The organism is Tistrella arctica (assembly GCF_039630945.1).
Classification (GTDB): domain Bacteria; phylum Pseudomonadota; class Alphaproteobacteria; order Tistrellales; family Tistrellaceae; genus Tistrella; species Tistrella bauzanensis.
In genome coordinates this window covers 60539-84286 of the sequence record NZ_JBBKTV010000011.1, presented here as the reverse complement: position 1 = coordinate 84286, position 23748 = coordinate 60539, and the positions used below count along the sequence as shown (strand labels likewise).

The following is a 23748-nucleotide window of genomic DNA, read 5'->3' as shown; positions in this document are numbered from 1 at the left end:
GCCCGGTCGTCGACAGGGCCCAGGCACGGGCAGCCGCGATCAGTTTCCCCGTTGCGGCTCGATCCCAGCGATGACCTCCGCAAGCGCGAGCGAGACGGCACTCCGAAACCATGGGAACGACAGTGCCAAGCCAAGTAGCTCGGGGCTAAAATGCACGTCGCGGCCTTCGGTGTCCTGGACGCGACGCCAGCCACGGATAAGACGCTTGTAGCGGCAGGTCTCATGTTCGATACGCGCCCGATCGGTCGTGAGCGCGACATAGGCCTCCTGATCGGCCAGCGCCTCGTCACGTGACATCGGCGACATTTGGAGGTCGAGCTCTTGCTCGACATATGTACCCGCCGCATCGGGATCCGGCGCCGGAACTTTGACGCGGACGGGCCACCAGAATGTCGGATCGGAATTGAGCACGAACTGCATGATGTCCCTCAGCGCACAGTAATGGTGAGATCGTCCAGCCCGTCGACCGGGCAGACATCGAGCTCAAGACTGTAGTTGACGATGTTGTCGGTCTGCCCGATGGTCGGCGCCCCGATCTCCACCGCCGGCGCATCGATCTCGATGATATTGCCGGCAGCGGTGCCATGCTGGATGGCGAGCGGCCCTCGCGCCCGGGACCGCGACAACCCGAAGACGTCGAGATCACCCAGATCGGGCGCCTGCACCACCACCGTGCCGGTGGTGGACCGGGACGTGATCAGAACGCGCTCGTCGCCAATCATGTCCCGATAAGTGATGGCGTTGCCGAGCTGGATGGTCGCACTTTCGGCGACCTGCGCGACCGAATGGAGCGACAGCGTCGTCTGCGTCTTCTCGACCACCGCCGGTACCGTCCACGCTGAAGCCGAAACGGCCGGCATGCTGGCGATGTCAGTGATCGTGCCGAGGATGCCGGTGTAGGTCACCCGGATCGTCGGGATATCGTTGCGGGACAGGGTCCACGTCGCGGTCGCCCGCCCACCGAGCAGCACGTGCCGCTGCCGATCCATGACAAAGTACAGGCTGCCGGTCTCAGCACCGTCCTCGGCCAGCGTGTAGGTCACGTCGGTGCCGGCGGTGGCCGTTTCGGCGAAGCCGCACACCCGCATGAGAGAGCCCCAGCGCGGCGCGGTCCCTGCCGTACCGGAGCCGGCGAGCTCGACGTCCATTTCCAAACGCCCGTAGGCATTGGATAGCAGAACGCCCTGATTTCCGAGATAGGGCAGGATCAGGTCTCGCGACTTCCGGTCGGCTTGCAAGGCCGTGAAGCTGACGTTCTTGCCGATGATGGCATCCGCCACCGCCGGCGTGGCGTCGGTCTGCTCGGTCGTCTCCACCTTGTGGAGCACCGCGAGCTTGGTCCAGCGCTTCATCGCGCGCCCCCCCGTTTCTTGACATCGACCGGTTCAGTTTTCGGTGCCGGCACGTCCGCCGGCACCGGCGCCGGCTCGGGCGGATTGGCTGCACCGGCCCGCGAGAGCGCGCCGGTGATGGGGTCGCGCACCCAGCTGCCGCCGGTGGCGGGGCGGGCGCGCGGATTGGTGGTCATGACTGGTCTCCATAAAGGAAGTAGGCGGTGAGCCAGGTCTGCACCCAGATCGAGATGCCCTTGCTCGGCACCTCGTTGGAGACGCCACCGATGAGCGACATCGGCTGATCCATCGTCTCGTGAGTCCACCCGAGCAACAGTCGCTGGAGCCCGGTCTTGTAGGCATCAAAGCGCCGCGCACGACTGCTGCCGCGCGGATCGTCGGCTTGCCGGATGATGATCGCCGTGACGAACTCGACCTCACAGAGCTGCCGGAAGCCGCCCGTGGCCAATTCGTTGAGGTTGGCCTCTTCCCGGTGGGGCGCCAGGATGAGGTCTCCGGTTTCGAAGGCCGGACCGCGCCACATTGCGGTGACGCTCTCCACGACCGTCACTCGCCGAAAAAGGTCCGGCACACCGGTCAGCAGCCGCTGCTCGATCGCCTCGAGCATCACCACCCCTCCAGGGTGAAGCGGGGACGTGGCGGATGCACCGCCATCACCGAGCCGCCGCCCGCGACGGTCGGCAGGCTACCGTCCTCGACCGGGATGTTGATCAAGCCGCGGGCAGCATCCTTGAGCGCGCGGAGAGCGTCCTCATAATCCGTCCGGACGCGCTCCTCCGGCTCATGGCGATGCAGCTTGTATCGCGCGATCGCGACGGCCCACGTCCGGACGAGATCGGGGATCGTGCCGAACGGCAGTTGATACCGGGCGCTCAAGTACCCGTTGATGACATTATCGGAATGAGCCAGCGCACTCTCGACGACGTCCGGGTCCGGCACGCCGTCCTGATCGCGGTCCGCGACGTCGAGTATCTCGACAGCACCGGCCGCGGCCGTCAGGTCGTCGAGAGTGGCGTAGTGGGGCATCGTTGATCATCCGGCCTTGGTGCGGGGGCGCTTCGTCGGCGCGGGGGTCTGGGCAGGATCATCGTCCAAGCTGGCACCGGGATCCGGATCGGGCTCGGTGGGCGGCTGCGCGGGCGGGGCTTCCGCAGAGGCCCGAGCCTCGGCCAGCTGGCGCTTGAGGTCGGCGTTCTCCGCCTCAAGCTCGCGGAGCCGGGCGCGGTCCACGCCCTCACGGACCATTTCGGCGACGTCAACGACAGTGTCGCGCACCAGACCGTCGCGCCGGAGCTGTTTGACCATGCCCGCGGACACCGTAACCTTCGCGCCCTCGCGATAGCGCGTGCCGCCGATCTTGGCCGGGCCCGTCAGGGTGATGGTCATTTCCTGCATGGTGGTCATGCCGCCGGTGCTCCCGCGCCCGCGAACAAGAAGCCACCCTCGGCGCCGACGATGTAAGGGCGCCGTTCGACGGTCATCGGATACATCCAGGACTTCCTGTTGTCGTCGTAATAAGGCGTCTCGACCGTGGGATACCCCTCCAGCTCATAGATGTAGCCGTAGGCCGGTTCGCCCATGTCCTGTTCTGCCTCCGGTACCTCCGGCACATAGGCCAGGATCGCGTCGTCCCCCCACACGGGCAGAGCCGGATCAGTGTCGAGTGCGCCCTCGGGCAGGTAGACCGCGCCGCCTTCAACGACGCGGACCCCGAAATAGGTCGACAGCATGGTGGTCGTGATCAGTCCGGGAGTCGTGTACGTGAACCGGCTCTGAATGGCAGAATTCTTTTGCAGCGCCTGCAGGACGGTGGGTCCAACAAGAAGGACGTTGCCCTTCTGCCCGATGCTGCGGCTGATGGCGTTCTGACCAGCCAGGACGTCATCCAGCGGATCGCTGTCGCCGCTGGTCCACCGATCGTTGCCGGTCAGCGTGATTTTGTTGTTGGCGCTGTAGGTGGCCGGTGCGCGCGCCATCGTGGCGACCTGGATCTCAAGCCCCAGATCCAAGCGCTTCATAACCCTCGACGTGTTGGTCATCGCTCGCACCAGCGAGGGCTGCCTCTGGGCCTCCTGCAGGTGCTCCTTCGGCACCACGATCTCGACAGAGTCCTGGTCCAGAGTGACGGTGTCGGAGGCGTGCCCCAACTGCAGTCGAAGCGTGGGGCCACCGGGCGCCCGCCGCGCCGAGATCGCCCGGAAGTCGCTCTTGTCGTACCGGATCACCTTGTCCGACCGCGACGGGACAGGAACACGGGGACACAGCGCACTGGCGACGTGAGCCTGGTTGCGATAGCCGCGGGCATGCGTGGAAAGGACGGGGTCGACGACGCCTGCCGTCCGGATGTTGATGCCGGTCATGCCGAGCACTCCTTAAGTCTGGCCCGGATCAGCGGGGCATGAACAACACTTTTACGCCCAGGCCATCCGCGGCTGGGGTGAGCGCGAAGCCGAGCACGTTGGCGGGGTCGGCGCCAGCCGCCTTCACGCCTCCGGCTGCCGCAGACACGACGCGATTGCCGGCGCCAACGACGCCGGACGCCGTCAGCGTGGCGATGCCGAGGCCCATGGCCGTTATGGGCATCCCCACCTCGGTGGCCGGATGCATTGCGATACCGGCCACGGGAGCGTCATCGGCCAGGACCTGCGCGCCCGCGAAGTTGACGAGGGCGCCGTCGCTGAACAGGCCAGAGGCAACCACCGGGAACGAGAGGACGTCGTAGTAGAGCTGCATCGTCATGCGACCTCACGAAACGGCCCGGACGGCGTCCGCGTAGGACGTGCCGGGATGCTGGCGCTGGAAGGCCAGCGCCTGGTGATGCAATTCCATGCGGTCTCGGTCGACCGGTCGACCGTCGCCGGCAGCAAACGAGGCCACCGCGCCGGTCTCGGTATCGGCCGGCATCGCATAGGCGCCATAGCTGACGACACGCGGCTGCGCCTCCAGAATGCGCCGCAGCGCATCCGCCGGCGCGATGGCCGGCGCTCCGGCCGCGAACGAGACAGTCGCCGTGCCGGCCTCCGGGCCGGACAACGCCGTTAGCAGGGCCGCCACCTGATCGCGCGATGCCGGGATCAGGCGGCCGTCGGCGACCAGCCGCTCCGCAAAGCTGACCGCCCGCTCTGCGGCCAGTGCGGCCTGTGCCTGGGCCAGCGCGGCCTCGCGGCGCGCGAGGTCGGCCGCATCCGGCGACGGGGCCGGGGCGGGTGTGGGCGTGGTGGTCACGGGATTGTCCTCCGTGGGTGTCGGATCGGGAACGGGATCGGGAAGGGGCGGGGATGCGAAGCCCGGCGTGGCCGGCTGACTGCCGATATCGGACAGCCACTGGATCTCGTAGCCCGGGAGCACGCGGTCAGCCGTATCAAGGCCGAACTGCTCGATCATCCAGTCGCGCAGGCGGCGGACGATGCTGGCGGTCGCCGCCGCACTCCCATCGCCGAACGAGGCGAGGTCACCCTCGATCGTCGTCGCCTCCGAGCTCGGCAGGGCGAATTCGACGAGACGCAGGCCCGTCACGGCCGGCGCCGCCCCGCCGAGGAAACCAACATGGCGCGGGTACCACGTGCCGGGGCGTGGATTGGCCGGATGATCGGGATCGAACATCGACAGGCTGACCCGCCGATAGGTCTTGGCGGCCACGGCCTCAGCCAGCTCGGGCTGCACATCCTCAAGGGTGGCGCGCAGCCGATCCGCCTGAGCGTCGTAGGCAAAGCTGCGCACCCATGCCAGCGCCGGCGCCGTGTGATCGGGGTGGCCGACCACGGCCGGCGCCGGTGCGGTGGCGGGGTCATAGGCATCCGCGATCGCCCGCAGCTGGGCCGGCGTATAGGTGATCCGGCGCCCCTCCATGCTCGTGAAGGTGCCCGAGCGGAAAACTTCGATCGTGGGGGTCTGGGTGCCGGTCATCGGGTGCCTGCCTGTTGATCACAGGCGGATCGTGCCCGATCGGCGGGTGCCGTTCACCCGGACGCAACGTCCGGGGGATATCTGGTCGCTCTGGTGAGATCCCCGGCCGCCATGCCCCGACACCGGCGGAAGCGGGCTGACACGCCATCCTAACGGCATCTTAACGGGCCATGTCGCCCGTTATGGTCCATCCGGCCCGCTCGACCGGGTCGGCACCCCACCGGGCGCCTGAGCGGTCACTCCAAGCCGATCCAATCTGTCGCGAGGTCGACGATATAGTCTTCATCGGCCTTCGACACACCGAGGTACGGCCGGGCCGGGATCGTAATAGCATGGGCCGGGATCTGCACGTCCCTTTCCAGCGTCGCTTTTTTCTTCGTCGTGAAGCGCCAGTCCTGCTCGGACTTCGCGGGGTCATAGTGGCTGTAAACCTTTCCTGACCGAGCCGGGATCTGAATGGTGGCGCCGGTCTGATGGACACCGCCATAGACCGTCGTCGTATGGCCGCTGACGCGGTCGTCGGTGGCGTCGAAGTTGATTGAGCCGGCAAGGCTCGCAGTACTCTTATTGCGGCGGAGGATCGTGATCGGCGTATGCCCCTGCCGCTCCCTCGCACGGATTGTCGCAGGCTTCAGGGGCGCCCAGGGCGTGCCGTCCGGGGCGGTCTCGGCCCGGAAGCTGTCCTGGGTGCGTACGTGAAGGGTCTCGCGCACGCCCTCATAAAACCCGCGCCGATGATCCATACGTCGCATCATCTCACGGAGATAGGCCTGGGCCTCGCGGTCGTCTACATCGACTGAAAACACAGTGCCGTGCCCGGTCATCTGGAAATCTCCGCGGTCAGAGGCTACATATCAGGTGCCGAGAGGACGAGACTGGTGATGGGTCCTGGTAGGCCATCGGCAGACCGGTCGGATCACCCCGACCGGTCATTTCTTTTCCACAGCAATTTCCCGCCACGGCGCTTGTTCAGCGCCCGCAGGTCCGGTCGGCCCTTTTTGCCGACCGTCGGAAATGCGGTGACGGCCTGCCACCACCGGCGACCGACCTCCATCACGACGATCAGGCCGCGCTTGCCATCCGTCCGGACATAGCGCCGATCCATGACGAGATCGACATGTGTCGGATTGGCCGGATTTATCTTGGCCGCGACGCCCAGCCAGATCTCGTCGGGATCTAGGAGCGTCTCAGCCAGCAGCGGCGTCATGGTCGCCCGGTCACGGTTCCCGATCTTCCATTCCCCGGTTCTTGTTTGGAAGAACTCTTCCGAAATCGGCAACTTCTCGCCCGTCTGGTCCTCCCAGAGCGCGGGTGCACCTATATCCGCCCCGAAGGGCGCAAGGAACCCGCGGACATAGTCTTCGGGGTCCAGATCGTCGCCGAGTGCATCGGCAGTGAACGGCTTGCTCGCCGCCAGCAGATCGTCCAGTGGCGCCGGCGTATCAACCTCCACCACATGACGGCCGGTGACCTCCAGCATGCCATCCGCCGGGTCGATCAGCGCGGACGGCGTCAGGCCCTTGCTCCAGAGCGCGCCGGGCTGATAGTCCCAGCCGACGTCGACGCCTTGCGGCACCTCGATCTCGGCGCCCCGCGCCGGATCCCAGACCTTGCGCATGACGTCCGCGGGTGCATCCTCGCCCCAGCGCGGCTGCTTCTTCGCTCGGCGTTCGGACAGGGCTCGAATGCCGCACGAACAGAACCAGCCGTTCGGGGGGAAATGGGTTATCCACCATGTATTATCCCACAGCAGGGTAACGCCATCCCAGGCCAGATGCTGCGGCCGCGGGTCCGCCGGCACCCGGGTCTCCGCGTGCAGATACTGCCAATAGGGCATCAGCCGTAAGACATCGGGATCGGTCATCTGCCGGAGCCGGCCGGCCATGTACGCGCTGCGGATATTGGTCTCGTAGATCGTCCGGATGCGGCGCTCTCTCTGGCCGCTGTGCTGCCAGTCGTAGCGCTCGATGACCTCGGTCAAGCGCGACTTGAACGCGGAATAGTCATAGGTCTCCGCCGCCTCGATCACGGCGGCGTGGATCTCCTCCAGCATCGAGACGTCGGTCGCCCCTGCGACCACGAAAGCCCTGTCGTGATCGCCCTGCAGCGCGTCGCGCCAGCTCCGGGTCGGCGACACCCTTTTTTGAGCAAGGAAGGCCACCTGTTCGGTGAACGCTCGCCGGATCTCAGGCTCGGCGAAGGCGGCAGATCCATCCTCGCCGAGCGACAGCCCCTCATCGTCAAAGTCGACGAATACGGCCTCACGGCCCTCATAGGCCGCGACATCCATCGCCGGCCGCAGCAGCCCGGCCAGGGCATCCGGCGTCCAGCGGCTTGCCAGCTCCAGCAGCCCGCGGCCGGCCGCTTCGTAACCGTCGACGGCTTCCAGTATCCGCCGCGCCGCCGCGAGCCGTCGGCGGATATGCGGCTGGGTGGCCTCCATCAGCTGATCGGTCACTCGGGCTACCGGGTGATCGGACCCCGCCGCGAATGCCGCGCCGCAGTGCCGACACCCGATCATGGCAGCTCCACCGGCGTCTCCCCGGGCGTCTGGTCCGGTGTGCGGCTGCCGCTGCCGCTGAGCCCGGCAATCTGCGCACGGATGCTGACCAGCGTATCGATCACGTCGTCAGACATGTCGTCGACCACACCAGTCGCGACGACATAGGCGCGCGCCGCCGCATCGTCAGGGATCAGAGCGGAAACCTGCATCACGGCACGGAGGGTCTGGTTCTCCGCCAGGGCCGCCTCGGCCTTCTTCCGCCGGAGATCCGCTTCTGCGGCCTCGTTCTTCCGCCGCACGCGGTAGACCGTCGGCGGTGACGCCCCAGGCAGGTTGTAATCGATGATCCACTGAATGATCGTCGAGACGATGGTGATGGACAGCAGATCGCCATCCGAATCAACCAGCAGCTCCAGGATCTCGTGATGGGTGTCCGCCGCCGCCTTCGATCCGACATTGCCGATATCGGTCGTTAAGGTTTCACCGGTAACCGTTATCGCGATCTCGCGATCCCAGTAATCGAGAAATTCGCGATAGCTGACAGATCCGCCCCGGCTGGCTTCCAGGAATTTGACATCAACCCCAATGGGGACGGTCAGAACGGACGACGTACGAGCCTCTTCCAGCATCTGCATCAGCAGCCGCTGTTCTTCGGATAGCGTGCCGTATGGCACGCCCGCCACCAAGGTCGGGCCGGCAAACTTATCCAGGAAGTGCAGCCAGAACGCGACGCCCTCGCGCTTGAACAGCACGTACCAGAACAGCCGTGTCCCCAATCCGCGGCCGTATGGGTCGCCACCCTTGGTCCCGAAGCGGTGGACGATGAACTTCCTGTCAGGCAGCTCTATACCATCGTTCATTGCGGCCGGCGTCCGCATCCGCAGCCGCCAGTCCGCGTCAAAGACAAAGCGCCGTTGATCGTGCTTGACCACAGCCGACGGAACAATGCGGCTATCGCGTCGATCCCAAACGATCTCAGAAACGGCATAGCCCATCAATGTGGCGTCAAGAAGATCATCACACAGGCGATCGAACGGCATGCCGCCCAGGATCTCCCGCACCAGGTCAGCCGCGGCGACATCCCGTGCCGACGTCGACGCCGCTCGTACCTCCCATTCGCGGGCGATGAGGTGCTTCTTGCGCTTTTCGAGGGCCGCGAACGCTCGGCCATCGCGCTCGATTTCCTCATAGATCTTCAGTCCCTTGCCGCCACCACGTGCGGCCAATGTCTCGTCCTGCGGCCGCATCGCGCCCGAGTAATACGGGATCGTGATGTCATTCCGCGCATTGGCAATCAGATGCCGGGCACTGGCCGGCAGGTTGCGCCGCTCGCCGGCCGGGACGGGCGCCGGCACAGTCGCTGCGAAGGACGAGGCTCGGGGCTGACGTTTCCGGCTCATAATCTGTAATCCCCGAATAGGCGTCCGCCAGCGCCACGACCGCCCCCAACCATCATCCCGGTGATCGATCCGACACCGCCCGAATAGCGCAGGGCGTGTTGCCAGAGCATGTCGAGACAGTCTGGTCCATCGTCATGGTCGGCATCCGGCCACTGCTGGAGCTGCTCGATCAGCGTGGTTTGTGTCGGGTGCAGCCGGATCAGCCCGGCTGCGATCGGCGGCTGGAGGCGCTCGATCCGCAATGTCTTGTCTGCCGTCGGCATCACAGGCACTGCCGAGATCCCGACGCCTTGCTTGGCCGCATCCCGCATCATTGTGGTCCTCAGGAATTCCTGGAACTGGATGCTTTCCACGAACCACAAGAGACACCGATACTCTCGCTGAAGCGCGATGGTATCCGCGATGATCATGTCCGGCAGACGGCGGCGGATTGATGCCTCGACCACGTCCATCTTGCCGGTCAGCCGGTCCATCCCACCGATCAGGATGGCGGATGGGTCACGGCTCTTGTTCCGCTTTCCGAGCGACGGATCGATCGCCCCGAAATAGACGAGATCCCGGCGCGTCTCGACCCAGAACGAGATCTTGCCGAACGGGTTACCGGCCGCGATCGGGCTGTTCTGGTATTCCGTCATGAAGGCATCGTGCGAGATCGCACGCTCAAGCATCAGCTGCACGAGCGGCTGCACGGCCTGCCAGTTCACGACTGCGCCGAGGTCCATCTCAGTCTTGTTCGCCGTGTAGTAATCCAGTGCGCTCTCTTCACCGTCAGCGTGGTAGGCCTCCTCGAAACGTTCCCACAGATCCATCCGATCGGGGAACTTGACGATCGCCTGAAATTTTGTGACCCGCCATCCGCTCTTCCTGCACGCGCGGACGAGCACCGCGTCGTGATGCAGGATCGTTCCGACCCACACAACGTGCATTGATCCGTCCGCTGGGCCGAGCTTGAGTGCTGCTCGATAGATCCAGCGCTCCAATTTGTCCCGCTGATCCGGCACGCGGACAGCTTCGTCGTTCTCCAGGTCGTCGAAGATCAGAAGGTCGGGTCGGTATGGACCGTGTCGCAAGCCGCGCACCTTCTGGCCGGCGCCGAGGCCCAGGATCATTACGTTGGTACGGGTAATAATCTGGCCTTCGCGCCAGACCCGCCCCTTGCCGCACGCATCCGGGAAATCCGACCGAAGCCGCGGGTTGTTGGTCAGCTCGGCCTTAATGGCCTCGATCAACAGCGCCGCTTGCGCGGCGACGTCGCAGACCTCGACGACGAACCGTGCGTGCCGCATGACGATGCGGTACAGCACCATGCCGAGGCTGATATGGGTGGATTTCGACGACCCGCGCGGCGCGACGAAGATGTCGCGGACGCCCTTGTCCGAGGCCATGATCTGCGGCACCCGGGCGAAAATCGCCTCGTGGAACAGGCTGGCCTCGCCGCGAATATAGTGCGGCAGATAGGTCTCCATGAAAAAGCGGAAGCCGTCGCCCGGATCTGCAACCAGGTCAAGCCGCGCCTGACGGGCCGCAGGGTCCGGATCGAAGGCGTCAACCGACAGCTCAATCCACTGGCCGAATTCGGCGGCCATGTCCGCGATGGCGTCGCGGAATGCGGTCCGACTCAGTCGGGCTTTGAGCTGCGGCCGCTTGCTCACGAGGCGTACATCCCCGAAAGCTGCTCGCCGAACGGCTGGATGATCTCAAGGATCGCCGCGGCATGTTGCGGGAAATAGCGTCGCACGAAATCGAGCAAGCGCCCCATAACGTCCTGAGCCACCCCAAGTTCGGAAATGCGCGGAGCCAATTTCCGCGCCGATGACGTCATCTTCGTCATTGCGTCGGCGAGGGCGACCAGATGGTCAACCTTCTCTTTCACGGGCATCTCGGGCGAGGCCCGGATTTCTTCCAGAAGCGCCTGCGCCTGAAGGACGAAATCCTCCACCACGCTCGAGACGACGGTTTCAATGCCCTCTCCGGCGATGACGGAGGCGGCACGTGCCTTGTCCCAGTCATCGCCAGCGCCTGCTGCTGCCTTTTTCCAGCGGGTGAGGGTGGCCCCGCTCACCCCCTGAGCCAGGGCGATCGTCTTAAGCGTCATCCGCCGATAGATGTAGTCGGCCCTCGCCTTGCGCTTCTTCTCCTCAGTGGACGCCATTGAGGCCTCCACCGATCACGAAGGCCATGGCGGCGGCGATGATGCCGCCGAGCACGAGCCGGATCACCCAGCTGATGGACGAGCGGATATCATCCAGGCTGGCCTGGATATGGCGGCTCCGTTCGGTCTCGACCGCCATATGGGTTTCGAGCCGTCCGATGCGCTGCTCATGCACGTCGAGGCGCTTATGCGCCTCGTCCATGCGGGTGATGGTGTGCGAGATGATCTCGGTCACGGGCCCTCTCCGTCGGGCATCTGGTGAGAGGGCCTGAAAGCCCAGATGGCTGACGGTCAGGTGTGACCGCTATCCGAGGTCCACGGCCAGACGAGCTGGTAAGACGGCGCCCTCCGCTCCAGCCATGCCCACAGGCCAAATGCCACCGGCGCCACCGTCTGCCAGATGGTGACACCCGTCTCGACGACCTGGTCAGGGCTGGTGCCCAGGCCGATCTCGGCCAGCGCGCCGAACAGGTCGATGCCGGCTGCATTTGCAACGACCGATGCCACGAGCAGGGCCTGAGCCCAGGTGCTCCGCGCCTGCCACACCGGCAGCGGCGGCAGCGGTGAGGGGGTCTTCGTCTCGGCCATGTCAGGCCCCTTTCTTCATCAACCAGGGGCCCACCCGGAAGCCCGGGCAGGCTTTGGCCGCATGTTCATTGTGGCCGGACACACGCTCGATCGGCGTGCGCATGCCGATCGCCTGGATCTGTTGGCGCAAAGTCGTGTCCTGCGCCAACGTGAAGTGGGTGCGAAAGCCGTCGTCGGCGCTGGACCCGAAACCGCCAATCAGGCAAATGCCAATCGACCCGGTGTTGCGACCCTCGGTGTGTGCGCCGACGACAGTCTCCGGTCGGCCACGCATGAGGGTTCCGTCTCGATCGACTACCCAGTGATAGCCGATGTCGGACCAGCGGTTGCCCTCGACATGCCAGCGGCGGATCTCCGCCATTTTCTTGGCTGGGGAGGCGTTCGCCATCCAGTCGCGCCTCGTGGCGCTGCAGTGGATGATGATCTCCCGCACGGCGTGGCCATTACCCTGGATGATCGTCGGGCCAGGAGCCGTGGCAGTGGGCGGGGAAGCGCTGGCAACCGCAGGCGCACCGCGCGCGTCCAGCCACGCATCGGCGGCGGCCTCCGTGCGCGGGCCGAACACGTTGTCGACCGGCCCCGGATCGTAGCCGAGGTCGCGGAGCGCGGACTGAATGTGGGCGATGGGCTGAGACATGACGGGCGCATCCGATCGTGATAAGCACGATCTGAAGGTGCCCTGTGCGCGGCTTTTTATCCCCCGGACCTGACGTCCGGTGCGGAGATCAGTCCTCGCCGGTGCCCCACAACGGGAGCTGCGCCGGATCGGCGCTGGCGGCCTGATTGGCCATGCGCCGAATGTGGCGCTCTGAAAATCCCAGAAGAATGGCAATTTCGCGACGGGTGCGACCCGCCGCCTGAAGCGTCAGAACATCACGGCGGGCTGACCGACGCTGACGGCCGTGCGGCACATAAATGCGGCCGCCGCCGAGGTAATGGCACAGAGCATACCCCACTTCGGCACCCAGCGCCTTGATCACCGGGTGGTCGGCGCGCGGCCGGCGGGGGATCTGGATGTCCTGACCACCATAGAGGTCCATGAGTGCCAGCGCCACATCAACACCAAGAGCCTCCGCCACGTCGACCAGCGACGCGGGGAGGCTCTCGGGGGAGACGGGCGGGCGGCGGGTCACCCGGCAGCCCTCTGGGCGGCGAGGCCGCGGGCTTCCATCGCCTTCAGGGCCTCGATAACTGTCGAGGCCTGTGTGGTGCTGAGCAGGTCAGGGTCGACAATGACGCTGTCCTGATCCCGCGCGATCAGCCGTTTGCAGAAAGCGCGCAGGGCCTCGTTGGTACGGCTCTCGATCACACCGAGCCGATGGCACGAGTACCACAGCGCATAGATCCGCCGCACCTGCGGTTTGGCCACTTTCGGCAGCCTCTTCTTCCCGACGCGCAGCCTGAAGCCGAGCGCCTTCATCCGGTCGAATACGAGCTTGTGCTCGACCGGCGTCATCGTCCGCAGCGACGTCTTGCCCGTCACCTGGACGAGCATCGCCCGATAATCGGCCTCCTCTATGCCGAGCTGCGCCTTGGCTATGTTGATCACGGCGATGATGTCCATGGCGCAACCTCACGCCTTAGCGAGGTCTATGGTGACCGCCGTCCATGGCGCATCTGCATTGTCGCGCATCAGATAGCGGATGTACTGCCGGGCACCCACCACGCGGATGGCGTCCCGGATTGCCTGCTGACCCCGCTGGAACCGGGGATCATCACTCTCGATCTGGAGCAGGCTGAAGACATGGCTCCGGTTGATCGAGCCCTCCTTGTCGGTCTCGAAAGCGCGTGTCACCAAAGACCGCAACTCGGCCCTGGTATCGGCTGCCCACTCGTTCAGGCACTCGTCCATGAGCGCCTTGGCAATCTGCATTTCGGGACCGAACACGATCCGGTCGTGAACCCGAACCTCAATCTGCATCAGCCCATCATAGGTCGCGTAGCTGCGATTACCCTTGGTCCCTCCCTTTGCCACCCCGTATTTCTCGGCCAGCAGGGCGTCAAATGCGCCGAGCTGCTCATAGGCGTGGCCCTTGAACCTTTTGACCTGCTCGGCCAGGGCGAGTGCCCAACCGAACTCGCTGCGCACGAGCTGGTCCTGCAGAAGATCCTGCGGCCGGATCACCTCAATCGCCCGCATGCCGCCCTTTCCGTCTCGGAGGTATTCCCGGCCTTCGAAGGTCACCCGGCCGTCAGGTACGGGGACCGGCGTGAAGCTGGTGGTCCTGGTCTCGGTCATCGTCGTCATGCTCCAGTCGATGCCTGGAGGCCGGCGGCCTCCTCGGCGGTGTTGAACGGCGACAGCGGGCAGCGCTGACACGCGCGCCACTGCCTGAGCTTGTCGGGATTGCTGGTGCTCATGGGCGCGCCGGCGTGGCGCTGACACTCCGCCTGGGTGATCCCCCGGCGCAGATGCGGGCAGGCGACCTGTCCGCGATACAGGCCAAGAACAGTGCCGCTGTACCGCCGGCTGATCTTGTCGAGCCTGGCGGGATAGGACCCGCTGAGCAGCATCGACAGCGCCGGCCGTGACATGTCGATCTCGGCGGCAATCGAGGTGATCGTCCGCCCGGGTTTCGCGACCTCTTGCTTGAGGATCGCGATCCATTCCGGCTCGTCGGCCGGGATCAGGGGCCGCTCAGTCGGCATTGCGGCCCCCGTTAAGCTTGGCATCTATCACGCGGTGGAAGGTCTTATCCTCCTCATCCAGCGCCTTGTAGAACATCCTTTTGCTATATTCCGCGACCTGTTGCGCTTTGAGCATCCGGGACTTCATGCGCGCAGTCATGGCCCTCGCCTCGCGCAGCTTCTTAAGATCGTCATCCATTGTTAATCTCCGGTCGGGATCCGGCGTGGTGATGAGCGGGGCGTCAACCGGCATTGGTCGACTCCCGCGCCGCAATCATGCGTTCTCTGGCTGCCTGCTCAATCTTGCAGGCCTTGTCCCAGGCTGCATCCGCACGGGCCGCGACCCGCCGCGCCTTGAGCATTTTCACTTTGGCTGTGGACTCGACCACTAGCGTCTCGACCCACGCCTCATAGGCCGCATTATAGTCAGCCATTGCTCATCTCCCCTTCCAGGTCCCGGCGGACCATCCGGCCATCCGGCCCACCCACCCAATCCGCATCCGTCGCCGGCGGCATCGGCCTGTCGCGATAGGGCCACCGACCCTCGGCCGCGCTGGCCCAGATGATCCGACGCAGGCTCCATTGCCGGCGCGTCCGGCCGCGATAGACCAGCGACCACACGCTGGGCGTCACCAGCACCAGTCGGTGCCACCGCTCGGCCGGGATGCAATTGATGCTGCCGCGGCTATGGCAGTGGTCACGGAGCACCGGCCCGTTGATATCGGGCAGGTGCGTCATCCGCTGCTCTGAATAGCAGCCCGCCAGGATCAGCGAGACGAACCGGCACGGATGGTCGTGCACGACGTTGGCATCGTCTGAACCCACGAACTTGTGCAGATACAGCCGCCGCCCGCCCGGCAGGCGGCAGATCAGGTGCCGCACGAGATACGGACGGCCGTCCGCACAGCGGATCACCCGGGCCGGCAGACGGTCGGCGACGCGCTGGCACAGCGCGCCCACCCGATCGTCAATGCGGTCTTTGATGTTTGTCAGCACGGGAAATCCTCCCCGGTGTTGTTGTCATGCACGATACGCACCTTGGTGCGCACCGTCGGGGCCAATGGCCCGGTGTCCCGGATCAGGCGCCAAATCCGGTCGCCGCCGGTCGGTGGGCGTGGCATTTCGACCAGATATCCTGCGCGCACCAGCGGCCGGATGTAGGTCATGGCCAGCCGCGCCGGCTTGTGGTCGGAAGGCCGCAGGGCATCGTCCAGCAGGCCGTCGATGGTGAAACGCTTACGGATGCGCATCGACTGCCACAGCCGATGGCACAGCGCCTCGCCGCGCCGTCCGCGCGGGCCGGGCTTGAGTGCCGGACCGGCGTCGGACGCCTGTTCTCCAGCCGTCGTCAGGCGGTATCCCGCCTCGTCCCTGGCCAGATATCCCGCCCTGCATAAGTGCTTGACCACGGTCATGGCGTGCAGGCGCTCGCCGCCAACGCCGGCTGCGATCTCGTCCAGCGTGTGGTACCGGCCGTCCCGCAGCATGTCGAGAACGTGTGTTGACGCCTCCATCACGCACCTCGCGGGACATAAACCGAGCTACCGCTCGCCCGGTCGATCATGAGGGGCTGGCCGGCCATATCGGCCAGTGTCACCCCGCCTCCCAGGTCATCAACAAGGCGCTCACCGAAGGTCTCAATCGACCTGATCGCGTCGAGGATCTCGCGTGAATATCCTCGGGAGGCCCGCCACACGAACTCGCAGAGATCATCTGCGACAGGCACCTGGCACTTGCCGGCGATCAGCTTTTTGACGTCGTCGACCGCCAGGGGCGCGAAAGTGACCCGGTTCGGGGCCCGGCTGCCGACCTGGAGGTAGCGTCTCAGTGAATCGCGCAGCGTGCCCATGCCCACCAGGATCGTCGGCAGGTAGAGCAGGTCGCTGATGTCGCGCAGCCCCTCGATAATCTCGCGGCGGCCCGCCACCTGATCGCACTCGTCAACGACCAGGCCAAACGGACGCCCGGCCAGCGCCGCGCGCTCTTGGCGGATCTGAAGCTCCTGAAGCAGCCTCTGGAACCGCCCTCGCGTCGTGCGGATCAGCTCCGGGTCCACCCCCAGCTCCGCCAGCAGATCCTTGATCATCCACGAATAGTCCCACCCCTGAGTGGTGCGGATGTACACGGAACTGGTCTGGACCACCCAGCGCGAGAGCATGGTTGATTTTCCGAGCCCAGGCTGCCCGTCGATGATGACGATGCAGCTCTCTTCGGCGCCCCGTTCATCCAGGCTGTGCAGGGCGGCAAGGAAACGCCTGTAATTCTCAGTTTCGACATATCCGGATTTCATTTATCGTCTCCTTGTTCGGTTGGTCACTGAACACGTGTCAGGCGACGGCTCGGAGGACGTCTCGCAGCGCATCCGTGTCGACGCCTGACACTCTCAGCAGATCTCGGCCCGTCTCGGTCATGAGGCATCGCCTCAACACCCTTGCCTGACCGGCCGTGACCTCGCCCGGGTGCAACAGTGCCCAGGCCGCCAAATCCTCGTCAGATGCGAATACCCGTCGCCGGGTGGCTGCCGCCGCCGGCGCGATCGACGTCACTGGCACAGGCTCAGCCGCTGGCACGCTCTCGATGATCGGCATCGGCGCCTGCACGGGCGCCTCCAGCAGTGGCGCGCGCAGTTCGGCGATCGCGGCGGCCCGATGCTTATCCAGTCGGCCGATCCGGGTCTTCGCGCGCTTCTCCAGCGCCGCCCTCTCATAGGTGAGAGGGACATAGCGCGCCGAATTGGCTTCGAAGCGCGCCACACAGATCAGCCGGCCCGGCTGCCCGCTCTCCACGTCGTATTCGCGGACCCAAACCCGGTCAGCCTGGGCATAGTCGTAGCCGACCATGACCCGCGTGCCGTGCAGCGGCGCCAATGCGTGATCGAAATACTTGTTGTTGTTCCATGAGACGTAACCGCGCAGAGCGGTTTTGACTTCGTACGGCCGGAAAAGGTCATCGGCCTCATCAGCCGAGATCGTGATCGGCTCGAAGCCATTGCGGGCATGCGCTTCCCACGCCTCGTTGGGGGACATGTGACGGCGCTTGCCGGTTTCCGGGTCTTCGATGCGAGGCAGTCCACGATGGGGCTGGTCATTGTAGCGCTCGATCCAGGCCTCGCAGATGCTCAGGAATTCGTCCCAGGTCGGCATGGTTCTTGTGCTGCCGATCGTGCGCAGATCACGGCGCGACTGCTGATGCGCCTTCTTCTTCGCCTCCTTGTCGGCATCGTCGCCGATATAGGACGGCATGCGCTTGGCGAGAACGTCCCAGATCGTGCTGTTCGGGCGTTCGATCAGGCCCTTCGCTTGCGAGTTATAGGCTCTGGCATGCATTTTGGTGATGCCGAGACGGCCCATCAGGCCCGAAACGTCAGCATCGAACGTCTTGTTCTTGTAGCCCGGCCCCCGGTCGGCGTAAAAAATCGCCGGTATTCCATACTGGGCACAGGCCTTTCTCAGTGCCTCCGTGACCGCGATCACGTTCTCTTTGCGAGATACTGCGATACCGACGCCCTTACGCGTCACGACATCAAGCACGGTCGTAATTTCGGGCCGGATCGGACGGTTCGAGACCGGATCCAGAACCTCGGCACCGAAAGTCTTGCCATCCGCCGTATAGACGGTCGTTGGCCACATGTCCTCGGTTGTCCGCGTCACATAGGGCAGACGCGCCCGTAGCGTCAGCAGCCCTTCTCGACCCACATGGCGTTCGATGTTGTTCATTCTTGTGCGCAGGATGTAGCGCACTTGATCGATGGTGAGCTGCATCTCCGGCTCTGGATGAGCGGCCTTGTACTGATCCAAGGCGTCGCTGACCGTCGGCTTGTTCGGCATCGCGTAGAACTTGAGGAAGGTCGCGAAGCACGCCGGAACCGGCTGCGCCTTCTTCGTCGTCGCCGGCGCCAAGGCCGGCACACCTCCCTCGTCCCGGTCCTTGAACCAGGTATAGAGCGTGGCCCGCGAAATCGACGCCGTGCCCCGGCGGTCATTGGCATCGATCAAGCGCCGGACGGACAGGTCGAAGCCGTCCACCGCCGTCAACACCAGCGGCCGGCCCAGGCTCGTCACCTCGCGCTCAGTCAACGGCAGGCCGTCATCCCGCCGGCTCTCAAGATCCTGACGCAGCAGGGCATCTGCCACCGCCTCCAGAAACTGCGCGATCGCCCAGGCCCGCGTCTGCCCCTGGGCGATCGCATAGCCCTCGATCGACCGCAGCACCTCGGCCCGCGCCTCCATCACCGCCCGCTCCCGGGCCGGCAGGGCCGAGGCCCGCAGTGCCGCCACCCGCCGATCATCTCGCGCCACCTCGGCCTCGTGGCGCACGGCCAACTGCGCCCGGGTGTCCCGCAGCTCGATCGCGGCACGCATCGGGTCCGGCAGCAGCAGGTAGTGATATTCGAGCCCGCCACCACGCCCGGCGCGGCGCCGGCAGCGGCTTGGGCCAAGCTCCGCCCAACCCTCGCGGCTCGCATGCAGCTGGACACCGCGCTCGGACCCGGGGAAGGCGTTGATCCCCCGGTCCTTCGCCAGCGTTGCCAGCTCTTTCGCGGACCACCATTCCTGCATGGCCATGGTTTCCTTTAGTGCACCATGGCCGGACGGTTATCGTCCGTCATGTCCGCCTTGGCATCCCGCAGCCGGTCGACGGCTGCGAGCAGCGCAATGGCACGGGTCAAGGCCGCATCCGCTTCCCGCAATTCGTCGGCGACCCCGGCATAGGCCGGGTCGGCTTCGAAGTGCTCTGCGGCGCTCAACGCCACTTCACGTGCACATCGCATCATCCCGTCCGATGTGGCACGCGACCGGACGTGGTGACGCCCTGCGGTGCCAATGACGGCAATGATCAAGCTGGCATCATTGGCACGGGCCACCTGCAAGGCCGTGGTGAACTCAGATTGCAGCCACTGATAGTCGTCGTCCGGACTGTCACTCATGGGTGCCTCTCAGATTTTCCAGTAATTCCACGGCCGCCCGCAGCACCGGCGGCATCCACGCGCGCCCCACCTGCGCCACGACCAGCTCCACCACCCGCCTCTCGGCCGCCATCACGATGTCGACCTGTGACAGCGCCGGCGGGGCGCTGACGGCTTCGAGAGCCGCGAGGCGGCGTTCGATGTCGGTCAGGCGGTCAGTGGGCTGGTGATCGGCCATCGGTCAGAACCTCACCAGCGGGATGACATTGGATGTCTGCTGCGTCGGCGCCGGCTCCCGAACCTCCTCCGCTAGTTCCTGCTCGCGGAGGTTGGTGGCGATCGCCAACAGCACGGCCGCCGCGCCTTCCCAGCGGTACCCGGGGATGACACCCCGGGGATGGCCGGCCGCGGCCGCGTCCAGCTCGGCGACGACGCTGCGGATTTCATTGCTCAGAGGCATGACGGCACCTCATCCCAGGTGCGGCCGTCCAGCACGCGGCCGGCCACCTTCTTCCCGACCTTGACCATGACGCCGTTCTCGTTCGGCGCCCAATCACCCCACTGCTTGAAATGGAACGGCACGCCTGCGGCCTGACACTGATCACGCAGACTGCGTATCGCCTCGATCGGCATGGACCGGGAGCTCGGACCGCTCTCGCCGCCGGCGATCACCAGATCTAGCAGCGGCAGTGATGGCCGGTCGTCATAGCTCGCCGTGTCGATGGGGCAGTGGCGACCGGTCTTGTGAGGTTCGTCATCCCTCGTCTGAGGGCACCGTGCGTCGATGCAGTCGCCATCGCGACCCGCACGGCAGCGGCGCAGCCACTTTTCGAGGTTCAAGGCAGCCAACAGCGGCTCCGCGCTCACGAAACGATAGGCTGCCGGGGTCTCTATCAACACCGGCACCCGTTCGTCGGCGCGGCGCTGATCCTCAACCGAAACCCCGATCCAGACATTCGGCAGTGGCCAGGGACGCTCGATAACCGGCCGGTTGCCCCCTTTTTCACGGACGGCAATGGTGGAGCCGCGGTTTCCCATCATCATCGCCATGCGCTCGGGGCGCTTAGTCAGGATGATGTGCGTGTGCTGTGGCGACAGTGCGCAGGCCCCGAACACGTTCCACACCATCTCGGGATCGACGTTGTCGTGGAACATGTCGCCGTGCGCGTTCCAGAAGACGCGCCTCGGCCGTTTCCAGCCGATGACCTGGAGCAGAACGTCCTTCCGCCACGAAATCTCGCCGGTCCAGACCGGCCCCGACACGCTGTCGACCGTCAGGCCGGCGCGGGATGGGTGATCGCGGAGCCGCGTCCCTGCCAGCCGCATCGCATAGCAGTTCTTGCAGCCCGGCGAGATAACCGAGCAGCCGTTGATGGCGTTGGCTGTCGCGTCGGCCCATTCGATCAAGGTTTTGTCGGCCATCAGATCCGCCCCCGCCGCTTGAGCGATGCGATCACGCGGTCCTCGACCTCAATGATCAGCCGGTCCAGGGTCGTATCCGGGAGTTTCACGAAGCTATCCCGCAGCCGGACAAAGTCCTTCTCAATCCGCGTGGGCGTCACCCCGCCCTCAAGGTGGGCAAGGGCGGCGGCAACGTTCTGGATGTCCGGATGCTCGTCGCTCAGGACGAGGTTCAGGATCTTGTCCTGCACCGTTGCCGTCTGTTCGGAGAGCTTCTGCAACTCCGTCTGTTTTTCCGCGAGATGCGTGCCGGCCAGCTTGAGCCGCGACCGGGCCGACAGCCGGGTCCAGATCGTCACTGCCAGCTTGATCGCCCGTTCAGACAGGCCAATTTTCTCGGCCGTGGCCCGCGCAAACCCGAAGATTTCCGCGGACGATCCGGCCTGCGGATCAAGATGCAAAGTTTGCCTCTTGATGCTCTTGCGATCGCCGCCGTGCCCCGACTGCGGATACATCCGCTCGTAGACCTGTTTCAGTTCGTAGAGGTGATGACACCGATCGAGCGCCGCCAGCTCATTCCGCCCCAGGTTCTCGAGGACTTCTTCAAGCCGTGCTTCATCTTCAGTTCCGGCCCCGGACAGGATCGCGGGGATGGTCTCCTGCCCCAGGCGCTCGAAGGCGCGCAGACGATGAAGACCCGCAATCAGCGTGTAGCGATCGCCCGAAGCCCGAACGCGGATCGGGTGCTGCAACCCTTGAGCCGCGATGATGTGCGCGAGAGCCTCGGCACCCGCCTCCGAGAAATCGCGCGCCCGATCGGCGGGCACATCGATGTCGGTTAGGCAGATGTCGATGATGGTCGGGGTGGTCATGAGTGCATCCATAAGTCAGTGCCTATCCTGACGCGCCACAACTGGCGCTGGCGCTACCGCTGCGATCAGTCAGCACGCGCTGCTTTTCGACTCGCGATCAGCTGTGCATTTTCGTTAGAAAGAATGCTCGCCTTCCGGATCGGATACCGGTCCGGCCACAAATCCTTAACGGGGACGTTGAGGAACTCTGCGATGGCCTTCTCGGCCGCGCGAACCGGCCTGGACCAGACGGCACGCATGTTGCCCGGATGGACGCCATGGAGTTCGCCCAAGCCGGAAAGCGTCATCCCTTTCTTGTGGATGGCGCACTTGATCTCTTCCTTCGACCAGGACTTCGCCGCCATGGGCACACCTCAGTCATCCTGTTTTGCGCTGTACGCGTTCGCGGAACGCCATCGCGCGACGCTGTTTTGAAAGTACATCCAAATATGGATGACATCAACCCAAATAAGGACGTTAAGCCCATGATGCATCCAAATATGGGTTCAGAGCAGGCGCTGCGGTCACGCGTGGCGGATGCAATAGCCGTGGGCGGTGGCGTCAGTGCCATGGTGGACAAGACCGGTATACCGCTCGGAACACTGAGCAAATACGTGGCACAGTCTTCTACTGCGTCATTTGCGAATGCTGCAAAAATCGCCAGCGCAGCGGGTGTCACGCTGGACGAGATAGCGTTCGGATCCCGAGCACTCGCACTACACCGAACTGTTGAGGCGGGACCAGATTTCGTCCGATTGCCGCGTTATGACGTGCAGGCATCGGCCGGCGCGGGCATCAATGTGACAAGCGAACTGGTGACAGACATCATCGCTTTCGAGCGCGGCTTTCTTCGCGACCTTGGCGCCGCCCCGGATCACTGCTCCGTGATCTGGGCGCGCGGAGACAGCATGGTTCCCACCATCCCGGACGGATCGATCCTGGTGATCGACCACAGCCAGATCGAGCTGGTTCACGGGTGCATCTATGTCGTCAATCTCGGCGGGGATCTGCTTGTCAAACGGCTGCGACGTCGCCTGGACAGCTTCGTCGAACTCGTGTCTGACAATCCAATCTATCCCGTTGAGGCACTTCGGCCGGCAGACCTTGAGCATCTGCGCGTGGTCGGCCGCGTGGTGTATTTCTGTCGGGTGCCGTAACCCGGGCGTTCCTGACGATACCTTTGGCGCCGATGTTCATGTTAGGTTCTCATTTTAACCATGAGGACAACAATGATCACGCCACTCTCCCCGGTAGACCCAGTCCCACCCATAGCGCCATGGGTGGGCGGCAAACGGAATCTCGCCAAACGCATCTGCCTCATGCTGGAGGCGATCCCGCATACCACCTATGCCGAGCCGTTCATCGGCATGGGCGGGGTGTTCTTGCGGCGGTCAAGCCGGCCGCGCGCCGAGGTGATCAACGACCGCTCGCGCGACGTCGCGACCCTGTTCAGGATCTTGCAGCGGCACTACATCCAGTTCCTTGACGTGCTGCGCTTCCAGCTCACCACCCGCGCGGAGTTTCAGCGCCTGGTGGCCGTCGATCCCGACACCCTGACGGACCTGGAGCGCGCCGCCCGCTTCCTCTATCTCCAGCGCACCGCGTTCAGCGGCAAGGTCAATGGCCGGACCTTCGGCGTCAGCAAAGACAAGCCGAGCCGCTTCAATTTGACGACTTTGGAGCCGATGCTTGAGGATCTGCACAGCCGGCTGGCCGGTGTGGTGATCGAGTGCCTGGACTGGAGCGACTTCATCCCCCGCTATGACGCGCCCGGCACGCTGTTCTATGTCGACCCGCCGTACTGGGGCTGCGAGGATTATTACGGCCGTCAGATGTTCGCCCGCGCCGACTTCCAGCGCCTCGCCGATGTCCTTGCCGGCATCCAGGGACGCTTCGTGTTGTCGATCAACGACCGCCCCGAGGTCCGTCAGATCTTCGCGGCCTTCGACGTCATCCCCGTCAGCACGACCTATACGGTCAGCCGGATCAGCGAGGCGGGCGGACAGCGTGGAGAACTGATCATCACCCGATAATTTGCAGATAAAACGCAAATCCCGCACT

Annotated in this window: 35 protein-coding genes; 2 read left to right on the top strand and 33 right to left on the bottom strand. The window is 64.9% G+C overall.

Annotation, left to right across the window (positions count from 1 at the left end; genetic code table 11):
• Nucleotides 1–39 precede the first annotated feature (39 nt).
• The 33 genes from WG924_RS22695 to WG924_RS22535 form a co-directional block, all read right to left on the bottom strand.
• On the bottom strand, nt 40–420 hold the full coding sequence (locus tag WG924_RS22695; protein ID WP_345935333.1) for a hypothetical protein: 381 nt from the start codon (nt 418–420) through the stop codon (nt 40–42).
• Nucleotides 421–428: 8 nt separating this feature from the next.
• Nucleotides 429–1352 carry a hypothetical protein gene (locus WG924_RS22690; RefSeq protein WP_345935332.1) on the bottom strand — a complete coding sequence of 308 codons (924 nt, stop codon included), beginning with the start codon at nt 1350–1352 and terminating at the stop codon, nt 429–431.
• Complete coding sequence (locus WG924_RS22685) at nt 1349–1528, bottom strand: hypothetical protein (protein ID WP_345935331.1); 180 nt, start codon at nt 1526–1528, stop codon at nt 1349–1351. The genes WG924_RS22690 and WG924_RS22685 overlap by 4 nt, the downstream gene beginning before the upstream one ends.
• On the bottom strand, nt 1525–1959 hold the full coding sequence (locus WG924_RS22680) for a phage tail terminator protein (RefSeq protein ID WP_345935330.1): 435 nt from the start codon (nt 1957–1959) through the stop codon (nt 1525–1527). Before WG924_RS22680 ends, WG924_RS22685 begins: the two co-directional genes overlap by 4 nt.
• Nucleotides 1959–2378, bottom strand: a complete 420-nt coding sequence (locus tag WG924_RS22675; protein WP_345935329.1) for a gp436 family protein — start codon at nt 2376–2378, stop codon at nt 1959–1961. The genes WG924_RS22680 and WG924_RS22675 overlap by 1 nt, the downstream gene beginning before the upstream one ends.
• 6 nt (nt 2379–2384) lie before the next feature.
• The gene (locus WG924_RS22670; protein ID WP_345935328.1) at nt 2385–2756 is read right to left on the bottom strand and encodes a hypothetical protein; all 372 of its coding nucleotides are present in this window, start codon (nt 2754–2756) and stop codon (nt 2385–2387) included.
• Nucleotides 2753–3712, bottom strand: a complete 960-nt coding sequence (locus WG924_RS22665; RefSeq protein ID WP_345935327.1) for a major capsid protein — start codon at nt 3710–3712, stop codon at nt 2753–2755. The genes WG924_RS22670 and WG924_RS22665 overlap by 4 nt, the downstream gene beginning before the upstream one ends.
• A 28-nt stretch (nt 3713–3740) precedes the next feature.
• Nucleotides 3741–4091 carry a hypothetical protein gene (locus tag WG924_RS22660; protein WP_345935326.1) on the bottom strand — a complete coding sequence of 117 codons (351 nt, stop codon included), beginning with the start codon at nt 4089–4091 and terminating at the stop codon, nt 3741–3743.
• Nucleotides 4092–4097: 6 nt separating this feature from the next.
• Nucleotides 4098–5258, bottom strand: coding sequence for a hypothetical protein (locus WG924_RS22655; RefSeq protein ID WP_345935325.1), 1161 nt, complete (start codon nt 5256–5258; stop codon nt 4098–4100).
• Nucleotides 5259–5494: 236 nt separating this feature from the next.
• Nucleotides 5495–6082 carry a phage virion morphogenesis protein gene (locus tag WG924_RS22650; protein WP_345935324.1) on the bottom strand — a complete coding sequence of 196 codons (588 nt, stop codon included), beginning with the start codon at nt 6080–6082 and terminating at the stop codon, nt 5495–5497.
• Nucleotides 6083–6174: 92 nt separating this feature from the next.
• A complete protein-coding gene (locus WG924_RS22645) occupies nt 6175–7716 on the bottom strand; it encodes a PBECR2 nuclease fold domain-containing protein (RefSeq protein WP_345935323.1) in 1542 nt (513 codons plus the stop codon).
• Nucleotides 7717–7775: 59 nt separating this feature from the next.
• Nucleotides 7776–9161, bottom strand: a complete 1386-nt coding sequence (locus WG924_RS22640; protein ID WP_345935322.1) for a phage portal protein family protein — start codon at nt 9159–9161, stop codon at nt 7776–7778.
• Nucleotides 9158–10813, bottom strand: coding sequence for a phage terminase large subunit (terL, locus tag WG924_RS22635; protein WP_345935321.1), 1656 nt, complete (start codon nt 10811–10813; stop codon nt 9158–9160). The genes WG924_RS22640 and terL overlap by 4 nt, the downstream gene beginning before the upstream one ends.
• On the bottom strand, nt 10810–11313 hold the full coding sequence (locus WG924_RS22630; protein WP_345935320.1) for a DUF1804 family protein: 504 nt from the start codon (nt 11311–11313) through the stop codon (nt 10810–10812). The genes terL and WG924_RS22630 overlap by 4 nt, the downstream gene beginning before the upstream one ends.
• Nucleotides 11300–11548, bottom strand: coding sequence for a hemolysin XhlA family protein (locus tag WG924_RS22625; RefSeq protein ID WP_345935319.1), 249 nt, complete (start codon nt 11546–11548; stop codon nt 11300–11302). Before WG924_RS22625 ends, WG924_RS22630 begins: the two co-directional genes overlap by 14 nt.
• Before the next feature lie 56 nt (nt 11549–11604).
• Nucleotides 11605–11901, bottom strand: coding sequence for a hypothetical protein (locus tag WG924_RS22620; RefSeq protein WP_345935318.1), 297 nt, complete (start codon nt 11899–11901; stop codon nt 11605–11607).
• 1 nt (nt 11902) lies between these two features.
• Nucleotides 11903–12538, bottom strand: coding sequence for an N-acetylmuramoyl-L-alanine amidase (locus WG924_RS22615; RefSeq protein WP_345935317.1), 636 nt, complete (start codon nt 12536–12538; stop codon nt 11903–11905).
• A gap of 88 nt (nt 12539–12626) precedes the next feature.
• Complete coding sequence (locus WG924_RS22610; RefSeq protein ID WP_345935316.1) at nt 12627–13034, bottom strand: hypothetical protein; 408 nt, start codon at nt 13032–13034, stop codon at nt 12627–12629.
• Complete coding sequence (locus WG924_RS22605; protein WP_345935315.1) at nt 13031–13465, bottom strand: phage protein GemA/Gp16 family protein; 435 nt, start codon at nt 13463–13465, stop codon at nt 13031–13033. The genes WG924_RS22610 and WG924_RS22605 overlap by 4 nt, the downstream gene beginning before the upstream one ends.
• Nucleotides 13466–13474: 9 nt before the next feature.
• A complete protein-coding gene (locus WG924_RS22600; RefSeq protein ID WP_345935314.1) occupies nt 13475–14140 on the bottom strand; it encodes a DUF3164 family protein in 666 nt (221 codons plus the stop codon).
• 5 nt (nt 14141–14145) lie between these two features.
• A complete protein-coding gene (locus WG924_RS22595) occupies nt 14146–14550 on the bottom strand; it encodes a hypothetical protein (RefSeq protein WP_345935313.1) in 405 nt (134 codons plus the stop codon).
• Nucleotides 14540–14728, bottom strand: a complete 189-nt coding sequence (locus WG924_RS22590) for a hypothetical protein (protein ID WP_345935312.1) — start codon at nt 14726–14728, stop codon at nt 14540–14542. The genes WG924_RS22595 and WG924_RS22590 overlap by 11 nt, the downstream gene beginning before the upstream one ends.
• Nucleotides 14729–14771: 43 nt before the next feature.
• Complete coding sequence (locus WG924_RS22585) at nt 14772–14963, bottom strand: hypothetical protein (protein WP_345935311.1); 192 nt, start codon at nt 14961–14963, stop codon at nt 14772–14774.
• Nucleotides 14956–15525: a hypothetical protein gene (locus tag WG924_RS22580; RefSeq protein WP_345935310.1), complete on the bottom strand. Its 570-nt coding sequence runs from the start codon at nt 15523–15525 to the stop codon at nt 14956–14958. The genes WG924_RS22585 and WG924_RS22580 overlap by 8 nt, the downstream gene beginning before the upstream one ends.
• Nucleotides 15519–16043, bottom strand: coding sequence for a hypothetical protein (locus WG924_RS22575; RefSeq protein ID WP_345935309.1), 525 nt, complete (start codon nt 16041–16043; stop codon nt 15519–15521). Before WG924_RS22575 ends, WG924_RS22580 begins: the two co-directional genes overlap by 7 nt.
• Nucleotides 16043–16819 carry an AAA family ATPase gene (locus tag WG924_RS22570; protein ID WP_345935308.1) on the bottom strand — a complete coding sequence of 259 codons (777 nt, stop codon included), beginning with the start codon at nt 16817–16819 and terminating at the stop codon, nt 16043–16045. The genes WG924_RS22575 and WG924_RS22570 overlap by 1 nt, the downstream gene beginning before the upstream one ends.
• A gap of 37 nt (nt 16820–16856) precedes the next feature.
• The gene (locus WG924_RS22565) at nt 16857–19094 is read right to left on the bottom strand and encodes a Mu transposase C-terminal domain-containing protein (protein ID WP_345935307.1); all 2238 of its coding nucleotides are present in this window, start codon (nt 19092–19094) and stop codon (nt 16857–16859) included.
• A gap of 8 nt (nt 19095–19102) precedes the next feature.
• Nucleotides 19103–19456, bottom strand: coding sequence for a hypothetical protein (locus WG924_RS22560; RefSeq protein ID WP_345935306.1), 354 nt, complete (start codon nt 19454–19456; stop codon nt 19103–19105).
• Nucleotides 19449–19673 (bottom strand): hypothetical protein, encoded by a 225-nt coding sequence (locus WG924_RS22555; RefSeq protein WP_345935305.1) that lies wholly within the window; start codon nt 19671–19673, stop codon nt 19449–19451. Before WG924_RS22555 ends, WG924_RS22560 begins: the two co-directional genes overlap by 8 nt.
• A 3-nt stretch (nt 19674–19676) precedes the next feature.
• Nucleotides 19677–19895 (bottom strand): hypothetical protein, encoded by a 219-nt coding sequence (locus WG924_RS22550; protein WP_345935304.1) that lies wholly within the window; start codon nt 19893–19895, stop codon nt 19677–19679.
• Nucleotides 19886–20857: a phage Gp37/Gp68 family protein gene (locus WG924_RS22545; RefSeq protein WP_345935303.1), complete on the bottom strand. Its 972-nt coding sequence runs from the start codon at nt 20855–20857 to the stop codon at nt 19886–19888. Before WG924_RS22545 ends, WG924_RS22550 begins: the two co-directional genes overlap by 10 nt.
• Complete coding sequence (locus WG924_RS22540; protein ID WP_345935302.1) at nt 20857–21708, bottom strand: ParB/RepB/Spo0J family partition protein; 852 nt, start codon at nt 21706–21708, stop codon at nt 20857–20859. The genes WG924_RS22545 and WG924_RS22540 overlap by 1 nt, the downstream gene beginning before the upstream one ends.
• Nucleotides 21709–21773: 65 nt before the next feature.
• A complete protein-coding gene (locus WG924_RS22535) occupies nt 21774–22052 on the bottom strand; it encodes a helix-turn-helix domain-containing protein (protein WP_345935301.1) in 279 nt (92 codons plus the stop codon).
• 84 nt (nt 22053–22136) lie between these two features.
• Here WG924_RS22535 and WG924_RS22530 point away from each other — a divergent pair, with 84 nt between their 5' ends.
• Together WG924_RS22530 and WG924_RS22525 are read left to right on the top strand one after the other, a co-directional pair.
• Nucleotides 22137–22844 (top strand): S24 family peptidase, encoded by a 708-nt coding sequence (locus WG924_RS22530; RefSeq protein ID WP_345935300.1) that lies wholly within the window; start codon nt 22137–22139, stop codon nt 22842–22844.
• 72 nt (nt 22845–22916) lie between these two features.
• Nucleotides 22917–23720 carry a DNA adenine methylase gene (locus WG924_RS22525; RefSeq protein WP_345935299.1) on the top strand — a complete coding sequence of 268 codons (804 nt, stop codon included), beginning with the start codon at nt 22917–22919 and terminating at the stop codon, nt 23718–23720.
• The last annotated feature ends 28 nt before the right edge of the window (nt 23721–23748 follow it).